Here is a 16,985-nt window from a genome sequence, read left to right on the forward strand (position 1 = left end):
TTGCTACAAGCCCCTATTTTTCATAAGTAAAGAACAATTGTTGACCATTTACTTTATAGTCCTTAATCAGTTGTTGCCCTTCATCAGAAAGAATAAAATCAATCAATTTTTGTGCATCCTCGTGATTAATTCCTTGATGTTTCTCAGGGTTAACAGCAATGATTCCATAGGGGTTAAGCAACCCTTTGTCTCCTTCAACTAAAATATCAAGATTGCTCAATTTATCTTTCATGAAGGAATAGGTAGCACGATCTGTTAGAGTATACCCTTGCTGCTCATTGGCCATGATTAAAGTATCTCCCATTCCTTTGCCTACAGAAAGATACCAGTCCCCTTTTGGTTTTATCCCTAACTTTTGCCAAATTTCTAGTTCTTTTTTATTTGTCCCAGAGTCGTCCCCTCTTGATAAAAAAGGAGCTTGCCCATTTGTAAAAAGGGTAAATGCTTCATCTAATGATTTACCTTTAATCCCATCAGGATCATTTTTAGGTCCAACAATGACAAAATCGTTGTACATCACATCATAACGCTTGCTTCCATGCCCATCTGCGACAAACTTTTCTTCCGCTTTTCGTGCATGAACTAAGATCACGTCAGCATCGCCTCTTGAAGCGGTTTCGATCGCTTGGCCTGTTCCTTGTGCAAGCACATCTACTTTTACATGATATTTTTCTTCAAAAACAGGAAGCAAATAGTCTAATAAACCCGAATCTTGCGTACTTGTCGTTGTAGCAAGGCGTAAAGTTGTTGGTTGTTCACTAGTTGTCTGTTCTCCCCCACAAGCCACTAGTATAAACATAAGGAATACGAAAAGGATTCCAACAAATAATCTCATTCTTTTTCTCATTTATTATTCCTCCTAGTCAACTACTTTCCTGTAACTTCATTTTTATACAAAATTTTTCCAGTATCTCGACAACTATATCCACCCATTGATTCTACCTCTGATTTGAATTCATCTGAGGTGATCACTTGTATTAAGAGTTGACCGGCTTCACTTTGATAAAACTCTTTTGTCATGATTAAATCATATCTTTCTTCTGCAACAGGAATAAAATCTAGATCAAGAACCTTAGCTGCTGAATAAATTCCCAAACCAACGTCCGCATTGCCTCCTTTAATCGCTGCTGCTAGACTTAGATGGGAAAAATCCTCTCGTGTATACCCGTAAATATCATCAGGAGAAAGATTAACTTGTTTTAGTAAATAATCAAAGAGAATTCTTGTTCCTGCTCCCCGTTGACGGTTGATATAGCGAATTCCTTCTTTTGTAAGATCCTCAATCGTTTGAATTTGCTTTGGATTACCTTTCTGAACGATCCAACCTTGCTGTCGATAAACTAAATTGATCAATACAACAGGTGTATTGGATAAATATTGCTCTATATAAGAAAGGTTATACTCCCCTGTTTTCTCATCTAAAAGATGGGTTCCTGCTACATGGTTTTCTCCTTTGCGAATGGCCAAAATTCCAGCAAGGCTTCCTATATGTGCAGAACTTAATGAATATGAAGAATCTTGCTTTCTAATTGCAGACGCCAATAGATCTAAAATAAGATCATGACTTCCCGCAAAGACGATCGTTCGGTCAATTTGTTCAAGCGATCGATATAATTCAACCTCTACCTCTTCCCCTTGTTCATAACCTTGGCTTTGAATAGGGATACGAAGTAATCCATCAGCCCGTACAAGTGACATCGTTACCCCTGCAGAACGGCTTAATGGGTTAGCAACATATTGTTCATTTACCTTTCCGAGGGTTAAGCGAATAAAATCCTCTGCTCCCATTTTTGATACAATTCTTCTACCTAGCTTTACTTTAATCTTTCTTCGTTCAGGTGAAGCGAGTCCAAGAAATTGATGCATCAATGGTTTGAGAAACCAATCTAAAGCTAAATAAGCTGAAACAGGATACCCGGGAACGCCAATAATCGGCTTGCCATTGTAGGCTTTTCCTAGAACAACTGGCTTACCTGGTCTTGTTGCAACACCATGGACAATCACTTCTCCTAAGGAAGCAATCACAGATGAGGTAAAATCTTCTCTCCCTGCCGATGAACCAGCATTCATTAAAACAATATCAGCTTCTTCTAAGGCTTCCTTTACTTTTTGCTGAATCAGATTGAAATCGTCAATCACAATTCCTTTATAAATCGGTTTTCCTCCCCATTCTTTCACGTAACTAGCAAAAACCGTTCCGTTAAATTCAATAATGTCCCCTGGTTTTAAATTCAACGTTGGCTCAACGATTTCTGTTCCCGTTGGAATAATAGCGACCTTTGGCATAGCAATGACAGGAACCTCTAAGACTCCACCAGCTAAAAGGGCGCCTTGATCAACAGGACGAATTTTATGATAAATCGGTAAAATCATCTCTCCTGCAACAATATCCTCACCAATTTGACGAATATGTTTCCAAGGACTAGCTGGCTCAATAATTTCAACCGTTTCTTCATCAATTTGATGGAGATATTCAACCATAATCACTGCATTGAATGGTTCTGGAATAGGGTCACCTGTGTCTACCACTTCATAATCAACATGCAGTTTTAAACGAAGGGGATTTGTTTCATGAGCAGAATATGTTTTTTCTGCTTTTACTGCAATTCCATCCATAGCTGATGCATGAAAATGAGGCATAGAAACATTTGCGAAAATTGCTTGTGCAGTAACCCGACCTAAACTTTCAGTTGTTGGTACCATTTCCACATTCGGTTTGAGATCAAAGAGTTGCAAAAATTTAACTTGTGCTTCATGTAAAGGTGTGTCTTCCAAATAGATTTTTCTCATTCCAATGTCTCCTTTTGCTTTCTTCCCAGTTATCCCTATTCTAGCATTAAAAAATAACCCACAAAAGTGACGTTTTTCTTTCGTAGCATATTCCGACTACTTTTGCGGGATCCCATTATAATAAAAGTCATTAAGAAAACAATATGACATTTACCCATTCACCAGCTATAATGCCTTCTTTATATTGTGAAATTTCTATCATCCCATCACTTTTTACTAGATTGGTAATTAGACCTGATTTACCAAAAACAGGGTTGGCCCATAATTCATGATCACGAATCTCCAATTGTACCCGAACATAATCGGTGCGACCTACTTGAGAAGCAATATTTCTTGATATTCTTGCTCTCAATTGTTTGGCAAAAGGATTTTCGTTTACATGATGAAGCTGGTTCATGATTTGCCTACCAAATAATTCAAATAAGACCATGGCAGACACAGGGTGTCCTGGTAAACCCATCACAGGTTTCCCATTACAATTAGCGATTATGGTTGGTTTGCCCGGTTTTATAGATATCCCATGTACAAAAACACCTGGTGAACCTAATTGGTTCATCACTTGACTTGTATAATCCTTTGTCCCCATTGAACTCCCACCAGATAGAATCAAAAAATCTACCTGTTGAAACAGCTCTTGTGATTTTGAAAGATATTGGTCAAACTGGTCTTTAACGATTCCTCCATAGATGATTTGACCACCTAGTGCTTGTACAGCTGCTGCAATCGATATCCCATTAATATCTCTAATCTGCCCGGGTAACAATTCTTCAGTTTCTGGTGGGACAATTTCATCACCAGTAGATAATAGGCCAACCTTTAATTTTGTATAGACAGGAACTTTGGTTACTCCAATTGCGGCTAAGCCACCTAAATCTTGTGGTCTTAAACGATGCCCCTTTTTCAACACCACTTCGCCATCATAGACGTCTTCTCCTTTGAAAATCACGTTCTCTCTGGGGGCTACTTGTTCAAAGACATTTAATAGATCTCCTACAACTTCTACATCTTCAATCATCACCACTGCATCTGCACCTTCAGGTAACATCCCGCCAGTAGGAACATACATCGCTTGTCCTTCTTGAATGGTTTGATTGACATCTTTCCCCATTTCAACCGAACCAGTAATATGAAAAAAAGTAGGCATTGATTCTGTAGAGCCATAGGTATTTCTTGCCTTCACAGCATATCCGTCAACCGTCGAACGATGAAATCCTGGAACATCTTCCTTTGAAACCATGTCATGAGCTAGAACTCTCCCTACAGCTTCTATAATCGAAATTTCTTCAACCGAATCAATTGCTTGAAACTGCTTTTTGATCTTTTCTGCCACTTCTTGTACTTGTTGGACATCTAGTAATTCGATTCTAGGTCCATTTTGATGAAGGTTTAATGGTTCCATACTTCTTTTCCTCCTTTGATGTACATTCCTTTTACAAATGCTCTCCTATTTTGAAAGATGGCATATAAAGATGATATAATAGGATTAAATTGAATTGAATTGAAAATAGACTAGATTGGCTTCGGGGGTGAAACTATGCAAATCCAATTATTCGCTACCTATCGTGATATTGTTAACGCTAAGACTGTCGATGTACCTGTGACAGAATCAATGACTACAATAAAAGAACTTTTACAATCATTAATCAACTTATTTCCAGCATTTCAAAAAGAACTTTTTCTTGATGAAACACAATTATCATTAAAACCTCATGTCCATATTTTTGTAAACGGTCGTAACATCATTCATCTACAAGGGCTAAATACGCCTTTTACGTTCAAAGATGAAATCGCTTTAATCCCTCCTGTTGGAGGTGGTTGATATGTATGAGACCCAGCTTGAATTTAGGGGTATTTCTCGTGAATTAGTCATTGAATATTTACTAAGCATTGCCGAGTTAACAACTACTTCCATTATATCAAACGCTGATGGCAGCGTAACAATTCCTTCTAAAGATTGGATGGTTACTTTATCGGAAGTGGAGTCTTTTTCCATTGTTCCAACAGTTGTGATTCCAAGATTTTTTATTTCTTTTAAAGGAGATGAAACAAAAATTCTAGATACCATCCAAAAGCTAAGAGTTAGAACCTTACGTACGGGTGGATAATTTTTTTAAAGAATAATCCAGCTTTCCTGTTGGAAGCTGGATTATTCTTTTTCAACATTTAAAACCAAACATTCTCAAATGGTAGGGATTAGAGAATTTCTAATTCCTTTAATTTCTCTTCTGGAACTACACCATCGACCCAACCACGAAGTTGATAATATTCTTCTAACATTTCAGCAAGGTTTGAAACAACACCTTCGCTATGTTTAGTTGCCCCTTCTGTTAAGAAACGTTTTGGTAAGGTATCGTCTTTTCGATCAAATCCATTCAGGTTGTTATAAAAACGCTCTAGATTAACGATTCTTTCTCCTGTCTTCATCACTTCTTCAGCTGTCATATCTCTTCCAATCATCGTTGCAAGCTGTGCTGCATATTCTTCTGCTCCTTCAGCAAAAGAAGAGAACTTACAAATATCCATTGAATCTCCAAAAGCAGCAAGATCTTGGAACACCTTGGTTAAATTACCTTTTCCTTTTACCTGAAGACGATCCATTGGTTCAGGAATTCCCAACATTTCACTTGCAATGGTATACCCATTGACATGGCAAGCACCACGGTTACTTGTTGCATAGGTTAAACCGATTCCTTGTACACCACGAGGATCGTAAGCGGGAATCGATTGATCTTTAACAGACATAGATAACTCTGGCGCCCCAAGTTTTTTGGAGGCTTTACCACCACCTTCTGCTAAAAGATCGCCAAGCCCTTCTCGAACTGCAATTTTATCAAGAAGTTCGATCATTTTATCCGCATCGCCCCACTTGATTTCTTCTTCAATGAGGCCTTTTTCTGAAGCTTCCATAGCCATAGCAAGTGTATTTCCAGCTTCAATCGTATCCATGCCATAATCATTACATTGGTAAAGCATATAGGCCATCGCTTCTCGATTAAAGTTTCCACTCATTGCACCTAGAGCCCAAGCCGTTTCATACTCCATGGATTCAACTTTAACCTTATACTTACCATCCTTAACTTCAAGCTCTTTCTTACATGCAACAGGACAAGCATGACAAGTTGGTTCAGATACTAATAAGGTTGCTCTAAATGTTTCCCCACTAATCTCATCTGCTTGATCAAAATGGGATTGTTTCCCGTTATAGGCAGGGAAAGCACTAACAGCATTCATCATATTGGTTAACACATTTGTTCCATAAACAGATAGCCCACCTTTTCCAGGTGAAGTCACAGGATTATCCATGATCAGTTTTAATGCCTTTTGCCTTGCTGCTTTATGTTCATCAGGCTGTACCGGTTTTAACATATTTTTCTGTGAACCGCGTATGACGATGGCTTTCAAATTTTTACTCCCCATCACTGCCCCAACGCCACCACGACCATTTGCTCTATCATTTTCATTCATAATAGAAGCAAATTTCACTAGATTTTCTCCAGCTTTACCAATGGTCATCACACTAAGATCCTCTTCACCGTAGCGATTTCTCATGATTTTAACAACTTCATGAACATTTTTTCCCCATAAGTCACTAGCGTCTTTGATTTCTACTTGACCATTTTCCACATAAAGGTAAACAGGATGATCTGCTTTTCCTTTCACAGTTAATCCATCAAAACCTGACCAACGAATTCTTGAACCTGCCCAGCCGCCAGCATGCGAGTTCGTTATTGTTCCAGTTAAAGGAGATTTGGTTACGACCGCAACCCGGTTACCCATAGTGACTTGTGTCCCTGTTGTCGGACCAGTCATAATGGCCAACATATTGTCAGGAGAGAGCGCTTCCACTAATGGCCCGTTGTCAAAGACATATTTGGTACCAAGTCCTCTCCCACCAATATATTTTCTAGCATCTTCTTCGTCGATTTCTTTGTAATCCACTGTCCCATTTGTTAAGTCAATCCATGCAACTTTGTTTAAATATCCCCCAAATTTCATCTGTTTCCTCCTCCTTTTTTATTTCATCCATTTAAAATCATAGATTGGAAGATATAGCCAACCTATATTTATTATTCTATCATGATCTTTATAAAAATAAAATAAATTCTCATTACTAATTTCTAAAAATTGTTATTTTTATATCAATTTTAATATACAAAATTTGTACACTTCCACAAACTATCAAAGATAGAAAACGATTTTCCTTTTCCATCGGTCAAATATAGTGGTAAAATAAATATAAAATGAAAACGTTTAGTAGTGAAAGGAAGAACCATATGCAAATCAAAATTAAGTTTTTCGCTGGGATTGCTGAAGCAACTAGAAAAAGGGAACATACTTTACATCTTGACCACACTCCTACTGTAAAAGATCTAATTCACTTATTAACAAATGAATTTCCAATAGCAGCTGAAATGATTAAAAGATCGATGGTATCTATAAATCATGACTATGCAAAACCAGACCAAAACATTACTGAAACAGATGAAATTGCTTTAATTCCTCCTGTAAGTGGAGGAGAAGAGCCTCTTTTTGAAGTGACGACAGAACCCTTGTACGCTGATCAATTGATTGCTAAGGTTTCAAATCCAATGGCTGGAGCAATTCTTACATTTGTTGGAACGGTACGAGAATTTACATATGGGAAAAGAACCACTTATTTGGAATATGAAGCCTATCCAGAAATGGCAATTAAAAAAATGGAGGAAATTGCTAAGGAAATCAAGGAAAAGTGGCCAAATACCAAAGTAGCCATGTCCCATCGTATCGGTAAATTAGCGATTGAAGAAATAAGTGTGATTATTGCCGTAGCTACTCCTCATCGTGATGCTGGATTTGAAGCAGGACGTTATGCGATTGAACGATTAAAACAAATCGTCCCTGTATGGAAAAAAGAGATTTGGGAAAATGGCGAAGAATGGATAGGGCATCAAGAAGGTCCATGGAAGAAGGATGAATGAGTTTATGAATCTAAACGAAATCAGATATTCCAGACAACATCTATTTCCTTTTATCGGCAAATCTGGTCAAGAAAGACTTGGTAAATCGCGAGTCGCTATTGTTGGAATGGGGGCACTTGGTACCGCATTAGCTAATCACATGGTACGTTCTGGCATCGGTTATATCAGAATCATAGATCGCGATTTTGTAGAATATAGTAACCTGCAAAGGCAGATGCTTTTTGATGAAAAAGATGCAGAGCAAGGTCTTCCCAAAGCATTGGCTGCAAAGGAAAAATTAAATTTGATCAACTCATCAGTTATGGTTGATGCCCATATAACAGACCTTACATGGAAAAATGCAGAACAGCTTTTAGCTGATGTAGACCTTATCTTAGATGGAACGGATAATTTTGAAGTGCGTTATTTAATCAACGATGTTGCTGTAAAATATAAGATCCCATGGATTTACGGTGGAGCTGTTAGTTCAAGAGGAATGTCCGTAACGATTTTACCAGAAAAAACACCATGCTTTCGCTGCCTATTCCCTCAAGCACCTGCACCAGGAACAACACAAACTTGTGATACAGCTGGAGTGATCGGCCCAATTATCCAAGTCGTTGCCGCTTACCAAGCAACCGAAGCTTTAAAACTGCTTGTAGGCGATCATGAACATCTTAGCCCTTCTTTACGAAACTTTGAATTATGGCAAAATGACTATTCTGAAATCAATGTAAGAAATGCGAAAAATGAGGACTGCCCAACTTGTGTTCATCACCAATATGATTACCTAGATCCAAAAGACAAATCAGATCGTGTTGTTTCCCTATGTGGAAGAGATACCATTCAAATATCTCCTGCACAGGACACTGCTTTTGATTTGAAACGATTAGCCTCTAACTTATCATCTATAGGTAAAGTGGAGGAAACTCCCTTTCTACTCCGTTTTTATATTGATGATTATAAATTGACGATTTTCCCCGATGGTCGCGTACTTATTCAGGGAACAGATGACCCGATCACTGCAAAAAATTTATTTACAAAATATATTGGAAATTAAAAGAATGCCGTCAATAATGTGGCATTCTTTTTTTGAATAAATAGTTTCAACTTTTTTTTGGTTGAAATCACCCTATATTAGTAAAATGATTTATAAAAATTTTATGTATAAATCTATTTCTTCGCTCTTGAATAGGGCACTGGCCAAGAAACAACGGCATTTAATTTTGATGCCGCATGAAGTGGCCAATAAGGATTTCTCAATAATTCCCTACCTAGTGCAACAAGATCTGCACGTTCATTAAAGAGAATTTCTTCTGCCATTTCTGGTTCAGTAATCAGTCCAACTGCTACAGTTGGGATTCCCACTTCTTTTTTGATTTGTTCAGCAAACTTGACCTGATACCCTGGTCCCAATTGAATTTTGGCTGGAACTAATCCACCAGAGCTCACATCAATTACATCAACCCCCCAACTCTTAACAATCTTTAACATTTCAATCATTTCCTTAATGTCAATACCGTCATGTTTATAATCAGAGGCTGAGACACGAAGAAAGATTGATTTGTCTGATGGCCACACCCGTTTGATCCCACTGATCATTTCCTTTAAAAATCTTAACCTTCCTTCCCTATTTATGCCATAAGCATCATTTCTTTGGTTAGAAAGAGGGGACAAAAATTCATGAATTAAATAACCATGTGCACCATGAATTTCAATTAGATCAAATCCAGCTTGATGGGCACGTTTTGCTGCTTTGACAAAAGCATCCACTACCTCTTTAATCGTATCCTCTGTGATTTCATTTGGTACTGTCCAACCCTCATCAAACGCAATGGGACTTGGAGCGATAACAGTAGATTTATCAGAGATCTCTGCTTTTCTTCCAGCATGGGCCAATTGAATTCCTATTCTACTTCCATATTGGTGTACAAAATCAACAATTTCTTTTAGACCATCGATCTGATCATCATTCCAAATTCCTAAATCTTTTTCAGTAATTCTTCCCCTCGCTTCTACCGCAGTAGCTTCTACAATAATTAAACCTACTTGTCCAATGGCGCGAGTTCCATAATGAATGCGATGCCAATCTGTTATCTTTCCATCTGACTCAGCCATATATTGACACATAGGTGGCATCATTACACGATTTTTTAAGGTGATATTTTTTATTGTAATGGGTGTAAAAAGAACTGCCATTTTAACAACCTCCAAAGTATTTAGTGGGTCCCCACAAAAGTAATCGGAATTCACTTCGAAGGAGATCATCACTTTTGTTGGTTTTCTTGTCTTATTTTACCACATTTTTTTATGATGAAAAAACACCAAATGGCTATTAAACCCCAATTGGTGTTTTCGAAAAACTTTAATTTCAATACTATTTTGCAGTGAGATGTGTTTCTCCTGGTTTCCAGTTTGCTGGACATAACCCACCAGATTGAAGGGCTTGTAAAACTCTTAAGGTTTCCTCAACACTTCGTCCGATGTCATTATGATGAACAACTGCATATTTAAGAATCCCATCAGGGTCAATGATAAATAAACCGCGTAAAGCTATTCCCTCTTCTTCAATTAAGATTCCATATTCCCAACTAACTTCCTTTGTAATGTCTGAAGCAAGGGGAAAGTTTAATTTACCAATTCCATTCTCTTCTAAAGGCGTATTCATCCATGCACGATGAGAATATATGCTATCCGTACTGCAACCTAGTACTTCACAACCAAGTTTTTTAAACTCTTCATAAGCATTACTCAATGCGGTAATCTCTGTAGGACATACAAAGGTAAAGTCTAAGGGGTAAAAGAAGAAAACAAGCCACTTACCCTTATAATCCGATAAAGAAACCCGTCCAAAATTTACACCATCTCCTAGTGCAGTCTGCATGGAAAATTCCGGTGCAGGTTGACCTACTAAACGTTCTGCCATGATATATTCCTCCTAAAGCAAATAAATTTTTTCCTCACAATTGATAAAATAACCATTTTTTCTACCTTCCATACCAATATGATTTATTTTATATTCTCCAAGCAACTATGATTTGTCTTATTGCATTAAATAAATGTCTTTTCCATAAGGACAAAATAGCTAAACAATCCTCAAATGTCTATTTGTATTGATTCAAAAAGCAAGGATATAAGAAGAAATGTAAGCATAATGAAAGCATGGACAGATGATGAATGTCTGCCTCTTTTCATCATATTCGACAAAACTTGCTTATTTGTTGTAAATTTTTAAACATTAAGTAGACTCTCATACAACTGATGAAAAGGAGGAATAACAGTGAGGGACCATGGATTTAATCAACAAATTGAAGAAGTGGTGGCTAATGCGACCAATAGTAAACAAATAGATCGCTTAGATTTCTATTTTGGGCCAATAGGCGCGACCGTACCCATGTTATTTTTTGTGATCTGGGCAATCACTACCAGCATTTTAAAGATTTCTACTGAGACAGGTCTCATTATGGGAATGCTTTTTGGTTTAGCCTTAGGCATGTTTATGTCTAAAAGTTCTTGGACTGATTATGCACAAGGAATCTTCGACGGGATGTCCCAATCGATTGGAGTAGTTGCCATTGTTGCCTGGTTTTGGGCAGGAATGTTTGCAGAGATTTTAAAAACGGGTGGTCTTGTTGAAGGCTTGGTATGGCTTGGGACTACTACAGGGGTACATGGGGGATGGTTTGTAGCTATTACCTTTTTCTTAGCTGCTATCTTCTCATCTGCAGTAGGTACAGGCTATGGAACGGTAGTTGCCTTTACAACCCTACTTTACCCTGCAGGTATTCTATTAAACGCTGATCCTGTTTTTCTATTTGCTGCCATCCTATCAGGAGCTGCATTTGGAGATAATTTGGCACCTGTTTCTGATACGACAATTGTATCTGCCGTTACCCAAGATGCCGATGTTCCAGGGGTTGTTCGTTCAAGATTTAAGTATAGTGTCATGGCAGGTATTCCTGCTTTTATTCTTTTTGCTATTTTTGGGAGTGGTAATGGAGTCATTCAAACCAATGGACTTTCTGCACTCAATATTACGGTGTCACCAAATGGCCTCCTTTTACTCATTCCTTTTACCTTAGTCATTGTTTTAGCATTGTCAGGACGTCATTTAATTACTTCTTTAACTGGGGGGATCATTACGGCAACAGTGATCATTCCACTTGCAAGATTAGGAAGCTTATCTCAGATCTTAAACTTTAATTTTGAAAAGAAAAGTATTGAGGGAGCTTTAGTAAATGGTTTTACTGGATACATGAATATGGCAATATTGATTCTCCTTATTGTGGCAGCTTCACATATCATGAGTCTTGGCGGAACGATGGAAGCGATGAAAGAAGCGTTAAATAAAAAGATCAATGGTGTTATTCGCAGAGCTGAACTAGCCATTGTATCGATTGTAACAGTATTAAATGTATTTATCACGATCAATACTGCCGCAGAAATCGCTGCAGCGCCATTTGTAAGACAAATAGGCGAACAATTCAAAATTCATCCTTACCGTAGAGCAAATCTACTTGACGCCATTACTTCAGCCTTAGGATATATTTTCCCTTGGAGTGCAGCCGTCCTTTTAGGTTGGAGTACAATCTCCAATCTTCATGAAAAGTATGATTGGGTAACAGTTGTTGACCCTGCCACAGTCTTCCCATTTGTCTTTCATGGTTGGTTCTTAGTCTTTATCATGTTCTTTGCAGCATTTACTGGATGGGGACTACGTTTGATAGGTAAAAATGGAGAAGAAGTAAAACCAAAGTAAACTCGTCAATCTATGCTTGAACGTATTTCTTCAACAAAAAAAGAGGGAAAGTCTGTCTTCTCCTCTTTTTTGTTTACTATTTTTAAATGGACAAGACTGTCTATTTTAAAAAATTTTTCGTATAATGAGAACAGAATTATACGAGGGGGTTTTTCATTGAAATTCTCTATTATAAATCGAGGAGACCAGCAATCTACTGAAATGACAAATCTGTTTTACCAGTACGCAAAACAATACCAATTGGTCGAAGATCAAGATTCCCCTGATTTGATCATTTCAATTGGTGGGGACGGTACCATGTTAGAAGCATTTCATTCTAACCAACATCGATTACATAAAGTGGCTTTCCTTGGAATTCATACGGGACATTTGGGTTTTTATGCTGATTGGCAACCAAATGAGTTGGAAAACTTAGTATCCTTAATCGCAAATGAACCTCTAAAAACAATTGAATATCCTTTACTGCATGTTAAAATAAAAACAAATGATTATCAGGAAATCAACTATCTTGCTTTAAATGAATTTACTGTGAAAAGTACAGAAAAAACTTTGGTCATGAAAGTTAAACTAAATCATCAAGATTTTGAAACCTTTCGTGGTGACGGGTTATGTATCTCAACTCCTTCTGGCAGTACAGGCTATAATAAGAGTTTGGGTGGGGCATTGATACATCCTTCATTAGAGTCGATTCAAGTAAGTGAAATGGCTTCGATCAATAATCGAGTCTATCGGACAATTGGTGCATCTTTATTATTACCAAAACATCATTATATTGATCTTTTTCCTGAAAGTGATCAAGAGATTCGTTTTACACTTGATCATCTTAATTTTACGATGAGCAATGTATATTCAATTCAAGGGTTTGTTGCAGACGAAAAAATTCTATTTGCTCGTTATCGGCCATTTCCGTTTTGGAATCGGGTAAGGGATGCATTTATTGGAAATGAACATAGATAATCATCATGATAAGAAGAACAAACTAAGTTGAACACCCAATATATAAACGAAAGGGTTATTTATATGGGAGATAAACTAGATCTAATTTTAGAGGTTTAGATTCTAATCAACTTACTTTTTTAAAAAGAATTGCATGAACAGCGATTAGAAAATCAAACAAGAGAACGGATTTTCTTAAACGATCGACGTATATCTGTATCTATTTTTTCATTCTAATCATTACATAATTTTTGCTTCTTTTTCCAAAAACGGCTCGTCCTAATATCAATAGCAGATTGACAAAAGCAAATCCACTACCAAAATAAAAGACAAATGAGATAGCATTGGCATACTGATTAAATGCAGTTACCGTATCCAAACCCATCTGCAACAAAAAGATAGCTAGAGCTGCACCTGAAACCCGCCCAAAATTTCTTATAGTAGCGATAATCCCACCTGTCACACCAGTTTTTTCAACCGGAACGCTTTCGATCACGGCGACATTATTTGGTGATTGGAATAATCCCATACCAATCCCAAAAATCATAAGTGCAAAAATAATATCAAATTGACTTGTTGCTACATTAAAATTACCCATCAACCAAAGTCCTAATGAACTGAGTCCCATTCCTATTAATGACGGTATATCATAACCAATTCGATCAGTAAACCAACCGCTAATTGGAGAAACAATCAACATGGTTACCGCCTGAGAGGTCATTAAAAAACCAATTTGTAAAACCTCCAAATGAGTTACATTATATAAAAACAAAGGAAGCAAAATAGATGGAAACATAATGAGGGCATAAGAAGAAAGCCCTGTAATATTCCCAATCGTAAAAATAGGATTTTTAAATAATGTAAGCTCGATCAGTGGATCCTCTACCAAAAACTCCCGTATAATAAAACCTATCCAACTGATGATCGATACGGTTATATAGGTAAGGGTAATCGGACTTTTCCATCCCCAGGTATGCCACAACACTACCAATTAAACCCATAGCCTTACCTCTTGATCCCGGTGGAAAAGTATAAGCGATAATCGACATGACATTTGCCTGCATAATCGCACCACCAATCCCTTGAATCACTCGATAAGCAATTAACTGTCCTATCGTCGCAGAGATCGCCGATAAAATAGAACCGATTGTAAAAATGGCTAAACCGAGAATAAAAATCCCTTTTCTTCCTCGTAGATCAGATATTTTTCCCACTGTTGGCAAAATACCCGTAATAATCAGTAAATAGCTTTCCTATTTGCCATCCCTTTCTTTACAGCTAAAAAGAAAACACCCACGCGGGGAGAAGCGCAGATGTTTCCCTTGGGTGAATCATGTATTCATTTAACAAATGGGGAGTAAAAGAAATTTACCATTGATAAGGTAACTTAAGTTTATTATAAGGGAATAAATAAAAAATTGCAATATTATAATTATATTTATGGTAAAAACCATCTTGACTATTACTATTCAATCGTTAATGGATTTTTGTAGCTCCATACAGGTAATTGCATGACAAAATGAATTTGATTTTCCTCTAAGTAAGAACTAATAGATCCCCCAACTTCTCCTATCCGTTTATAAATATTCTTGAATACCTCTTTTGTAGAAGAGATAGAACGGTTACTTTTGCATTCTACCAATAGGTGACTATCTGATCGCCCGATGCTGATCTCCACTTGATCTTCTTGATTCTGGTTGACAATCTCAAAGATCTCTTCTAGATTTTGAACTAATATCTTCTGAATTGATACAGGTATCTCGATCATCGATTGGTCTAAAACTTCAAATTTTAATGTTCCTTTATTATCTTGTAAAAATTGTTGCTGTTTCTCCGCCAAAAAACGAATGAGCAAGGAATCATTGATCCTAGTTTGTGCATTTTTTATTTCATTTACCTCATATAAAATTCTTTCATAAACATTGGCAGTCTCTAATTCTTTAGCAATTTGTAGACCAACTGATAAAGTTACCTCTTCATCATGATCTGTGAAGATTCGATTACTGCGCTGGCCTATGAGAAGTACACCATGAATTCGGTTTTGATAAGAAACAGGAACAGCCAAAACACTGACCAAATGTTCTACTAACAAAATTGGATATTCAATCGGATCACCCAATAACTGATTGGGGAAATTTTCAATTTTAACGGTTCGGTTCAACTGAACCACTTCACCAGCAATTCCTTTTCCCATCCGGATAACAATTCGCTTATAACGTTCATTAAGCGCTCCAACAGCTAAGCGCCATCTTATTTCTTCATTCATAGAATCATAGAGGGCAAGACCAATGAAATCCGTTTTAGTTTTTTTACGCAGCTCTTCCATTCTTTCTTGAACCAAATGGCGAATGTTCTGATCGCGTTCGCCATTTTCATTATAATGATAATTTAGGGGCATGTTTTTTCCATAACGATAACCTAAAAAGATACCGATCATGATTGCAATAATAAAAATAAGTCCAACTATTAATAGTTGGTCAAAAGACCACATAAAAACCACTCTTTCGTCATTATATGTTTCTTCTTCATTTTACATAAAAATAATAAAATCGCAAATTAGGGAATTCCCCTATCTTTTTATCCCTCAGAAAAGTAATGACACCTTTTAAAAATTATTAAAAAAACTGCCACAATAAAGGCAGCTTTTTTATCTAGCAGATTTTGGATTAAAGGCATCTTTTAAACCTTCACCAACAAAGTTAATAGAGAGTATCGTTAGCGTAAGTACAAGCCCAGGTGGCAACCAGATCCATGGCTTGTTTTGAATCACATCGGGTGATCTTGCATCAGAGATCATATTTCCCCAACTAGGAATGTTAGCCGGTACCCCAAAACCAAGAAAGGTTAAACCAGTTTCAACGACAATCATTGCAGCCAACAATATAGTTGCCTGGACAATAACGGTAGATAAAACATTAGGTATCAAGTGTCTAAGAATCACTTTGGTAGGTGAACAACCAATTGAAACAGCACTTAGAATATACTCATTCTCTTTCTCAGCTAGAACTTTACTTCGAACCATTCTAGCAGTTCCACCCCACGACAGAACACTAATCGTAAAGATTAACGTGATTACCCCTGATTCGGTAAAGATGGAGTTAAGTACGATCACAAAAATGAGAAAAGGGAATACCAAAATAAAATCTGTAAACCGCATCAATAACGAATCAATTCTTCCACCGAAATATCCAGCGATGGAACCAATGATCGTACCAATGAGCACCACAAAGAAAGTAATTGAAAAACCAATCGTTAGTGAAATCCGACCACCATAAAGTAAACGAGTAAAGACATCACGTCCTCCTTTATCTGTACCAAACCAATGGTCTGTTGAGGGAGGTTTTGCAATACTTTTGATGTCAACACGTGTAGGGTCATAGGTTGTGATATAAGGTGCCAAAAAAGAGATGGTTACAACAATAAAAATAAAAACCAATCCAGCTATTGCTAGCTTATTGCGAAAAAATTTGCGCCTAGCGATCGTCCACGGAGAAGGGCTTTTAGGTACTTTCGACCCGGATTGAAGATTTTGACGTTGAGTTACTACTGGTTCCATAATCAAT

The 16,985-nt window shown here is 37.2% G+C and carries 16 protein-coding genes; 6 read left to right on the plus strand and 10 right to left on the minus strand.

Features of this window, described 5'->3' with window-relative positions; translation table 11 throughout:
* Positions 1–13: 13 nt before the first annotated feature.
* The 3 genes from U473_RS07200 to U473_RS07210 form a co-directional block, all read right to left on the minus strand.
* Positions 14–847, minus strand: a complete 834-nt coding sequence (locus U473_RS07200; RefSeq protein ID WP_181482212.1) for a substrate-binding domain-containing protein — start codon at positions 845–847, stop codon at positions 14–16.
* A 20-nt stretch (positions 848–867) separates the two neighbouring features.
* Positions 868–2,790, minus strand: a complete 1,923-nt coding sequence (locus tag U473_RS07205) for a molybdopterin biosynthesis protein (RefSeq protein ID WP_068724826.1) — start codon at positions 2,788–2,790, stop codon at positions 868–870.
* A gap of 130 nt (positions 2,791–2,920) precedes the next feature.
* Positions 2,921–4,189 carry a molybdopterin molybdotransferase MoeA gene (locus tag U473_RS07210; protein ID WP_235589075.1) on the minus strand — a complete coding sequence of 423 codons (1,269 nt, stop codon included), beginning with the start codon at positions 4,187–4,189 and terminating at the stop codon, positions 2,921–2,923.
* A gap of 135 nt (positions 4,190–4,324) precedes the next feature.
* Here U473_RS07210 and U473_RS07215 point away from each other — a divergent pair, with 135 nt between their 5' ends.
* Both U473_RS07215 and U473_RS07220 read left to right on the plus strand, forming a co-directional pair.
* Complete coding sequence (locus tag U473_RS07215) at positions 4,325–4,609, plus strand: ubiquitin-like small modifier protein 1 (protein WP_068724833.1); 285 nt, start codon at positions 4,325–4,327, stop codon at positions 4,607–4,609.
* 1 nt (position 4,610) lies between these two features.
* Positions 4,611–4,895, plus strand: a complete 285-nt coding sequence (locus U473_RS07220) for a hypothetical protein (protein WP_068724835.1) — start codon at positions 4,611–4,613, stop codon at positions 4,893–4,895.
* An 88-nt stretch (positions 4,896–4,983) separates the two neighbouring features.
* Here U473_RS07220 and U473_RS07225 read toward each other — a convergent pair whose 3' ends face one another.
* On the minus strand, positions 4,984–6,786 hold the full coding sequence (locus tag U473_RS07225; protein ID WP_068724839.1) for an aldehyde ferredoxin oxidoreductase family protein: 1,803 nt from the start codon (positions 6,784–6,786) through the stop codon (positions 4,984–4,986).
* Positions 6,787–7,064: 278 nt separating this feature from the next.
* Between U473_RS07225 and moaD the strand changes: the two genes are divergently transcribed.
* A complete protein-coding gene (gene moaD, locus U473_RS15500; protein ID WP_068724842.1) occupies positions 7,065–7,748 on the plus strand; it encodes a molybdopterin converting factor subunit 1 in 684 nt (227 codons plus the stop codon).
* Positions 7,749–7,752: 4 nt separating this feature from the next.
* Positions 7,753–8,787 (plus strand): ThiF family adenylyltransferase, encoded by a 1,035-nt coding sequence (locus tag U473_RS07235; protein ID WP_068727520.1) that lies wholly within the window; start codon positions 7,753–7,755, stop codon positions 8,785–8,787.
* 113 nt (positions 8,788–8,900) lie between these two features.
* Here U473_RS07235 and namA read toward each other — a convergent pair whose 3' ends face one another.
* Complete coding sequence (gene namA / locus U473_RS07240; RefSeq protein WP_068724844.1) at positions 8,901–9,926, minus strand: NADPH dehydrogenase NamA; 1,026 nt, start codon at positions 9,924–9,926, stop codon at positions 8,901–8,903.
* A 178-nt stretch (positions 9,927–10,104) separates the two neighbouring features.
* Positions 10,105–10,653: a peroxiredoxin gene (locus tag U473_RS07245; RefSeq protein WP_068724846.1), complete on the minus strand. Its 549-nt coding sequence runs from the start codon at positions 10,651–10,653 to the stop codon at positions 10,105–10,107.
* A 354-nt stretch (positions 10,654–11,007) separates the two neighbouring features.
* On the opposite strand from U473_RS07245, the gene U473_RS07250 reads away from it, so the two are divergent.
* Both U473_RS07250 and U473_RS07255 read left to right on the plus strand, forming a co-directional pair.
* A complete protein-coding gene (locus U473_RS07250) occupies positions 11,008–12,486 on the plus strand; it encodes a Na+/H+ antiporter NhaC family protein (RefSeq protein WP_235589076.1) in 1,479 nt (492 codons plus the stop codon).
* Between the two features lie 156 nt (positions 12,487–12,642).
* Entirely contained in the window at positions 12,643–13,443 is an 801-nt protein-coding gene (locus tag U473_RS07255) for an NAD kinase (protein ID WP_068724848.1), read from the plus strand.
* A 199-nt stretch (positions 13,444–13,642) separates the two neighbouring features.
* On the opposite strand, the gene U473_RS07260 is transcribed toward U473_RS07255, so the two are convergent.
* From U473_RS07260 to opp4C, 4 genes are all read right to left on the minus strand, one after another.
* Complete coding sequence (locus U473_RS07260; RefSeq protein WP_068724850.1) at positions 13,643–14,311, minus strand: MFS transporter; 669 nt, start codon at positions 14,309–14,311, stop codon at positions 13,643–13,645.
* Positions 14,274–14,663, minus strand: coding sequence for an MFS transporter (locus U473_RS07265; protein WP_082732422.1), 390 nt, complete (start codon positions 14,661–14,663; stop codon positions 14,274–14,276). The genes U473_RS07260 and U473_RS07265 overlap by 38 nt, the downstream gene beginning before the upstream one ends.
* Before the next feature lie 224 nt (positions 14,664–14,887).
* Positions 14,888–15,913, minus strand: a complete 1,026-nt coding sequence (locus tag U473_RS07270; protein ID WP_068724854.1) for a GAF domain-containing protein — start codon at positions 15,911–15,913, stop codon at positions 14,888–14,890.
* 156 nt (positions 15,914–16,069) lie between these two features.
* Positions 16,070–16,978, minus strand: coding sequence for an oligopeptide ABC transporter permease (gene opp4C, locus U473_RS07275; RefSeq protein WP_068724855.1), 909 nt, complete (start codon positions 16,976–16,978; stop codon positions 16,070–16,072).
* Positions 16,979–16,985 lie beyond the last annotated feature (7 nt).

The organism is Tepidibacillus decaturensis (genome assembly GCF_001561915.1).
Taxonomy (GTDB): Bacteria; Bacillota; Bacilli; order Tepidibacillales; family Tepidibacillaceae; genus Tepidibacillus_B; species Tepidibacillus_B infernus.

Excerpts from the sequence above, each read along its gene's own strand:
- U473_RS07200 (WP_181482212.1), bottom strand. The coding sequence starts at position 847 with ATGAGAAAAAGAATGAGATTATTTGTTGGAATCCTTTTCGTATTCCTT.
- U473_RS07205 (WP_068724826.1), bottom strand. The coding sequence starts at position 2,790 with ATGAGAAAAATCTATTTGGAAGACACACCTTTACATGAAGCACAAGTT.
- U473_RS07210 (WP_235589075.1), bottom strand. The coding sequence starts at position 4,189 with ATGGAACCATTAAACCTTCATCAAAATGGACCTAGAATCGAATTACTA.
- U473_RS07215 (WP_068724833.1), top strand. The coding sequence starts at position 4,325 with ATGCAAATCCAATTATTCGCTACCTATCGTGATATTGTTAACGCTAAG.
- U473_RS07220 (WP_068724835.1), top strand. The coding sequence starts at position 4,611 with ATGTATGAGACCCAGCTTGAATTTAGGGGTATTTCTCGTGAATTAGTC.
- U473_RS07225 (WP_068724839.1), bottom strand. The coding sequence starts at position 6,786 with ATGAAATTTGGGGGATATTTAAACAAAGTTGCATGGATTGACTTAACA.
- moaD (WP_068724842.1), top strand. The coding sequence starts at position 7,065 with ATGCAAATCAAAATTAAGTTTTTCGCTGGGATTGCTGAAGCAACTAGA.
- U473_RS07235 (WP_068727520.1), top strand. The coding sequence starts at position 7,753 with ATGAATCTAAACGAAATCAGATATTCCAGACAACATCTATTTCCTTTT.
- namA (WP_068724844.1), bottom strand. The coding sequence starts at position 9,926 with ATGGCAGTTCTTTTTACACCCATTACAATAAAAAATATCACCTTAAAA.
- U473_RS07245 (WP_068724846.1), bottom strand. The coding sequence starts at position 10,653 with ATGGCAGAACGTTTAGTAGGTCAACCTGCACCGGAATTTTCCATGCAG.
- U473_RS07270 (WP_068724854.1), bottom strand. The coding sequence starts at position 15,913 with ATGTGGTCTTTTGACCAACTATTAATAGTTGGACTTATTTTTATTATT.
- opp4C (WP_068724855.1), bottom strand. The coding sequence starts at position 16,978 with ATGGAACCAGTAGTAACTCAACGTCAAAATCTTCAATCCGGGTCGAAA.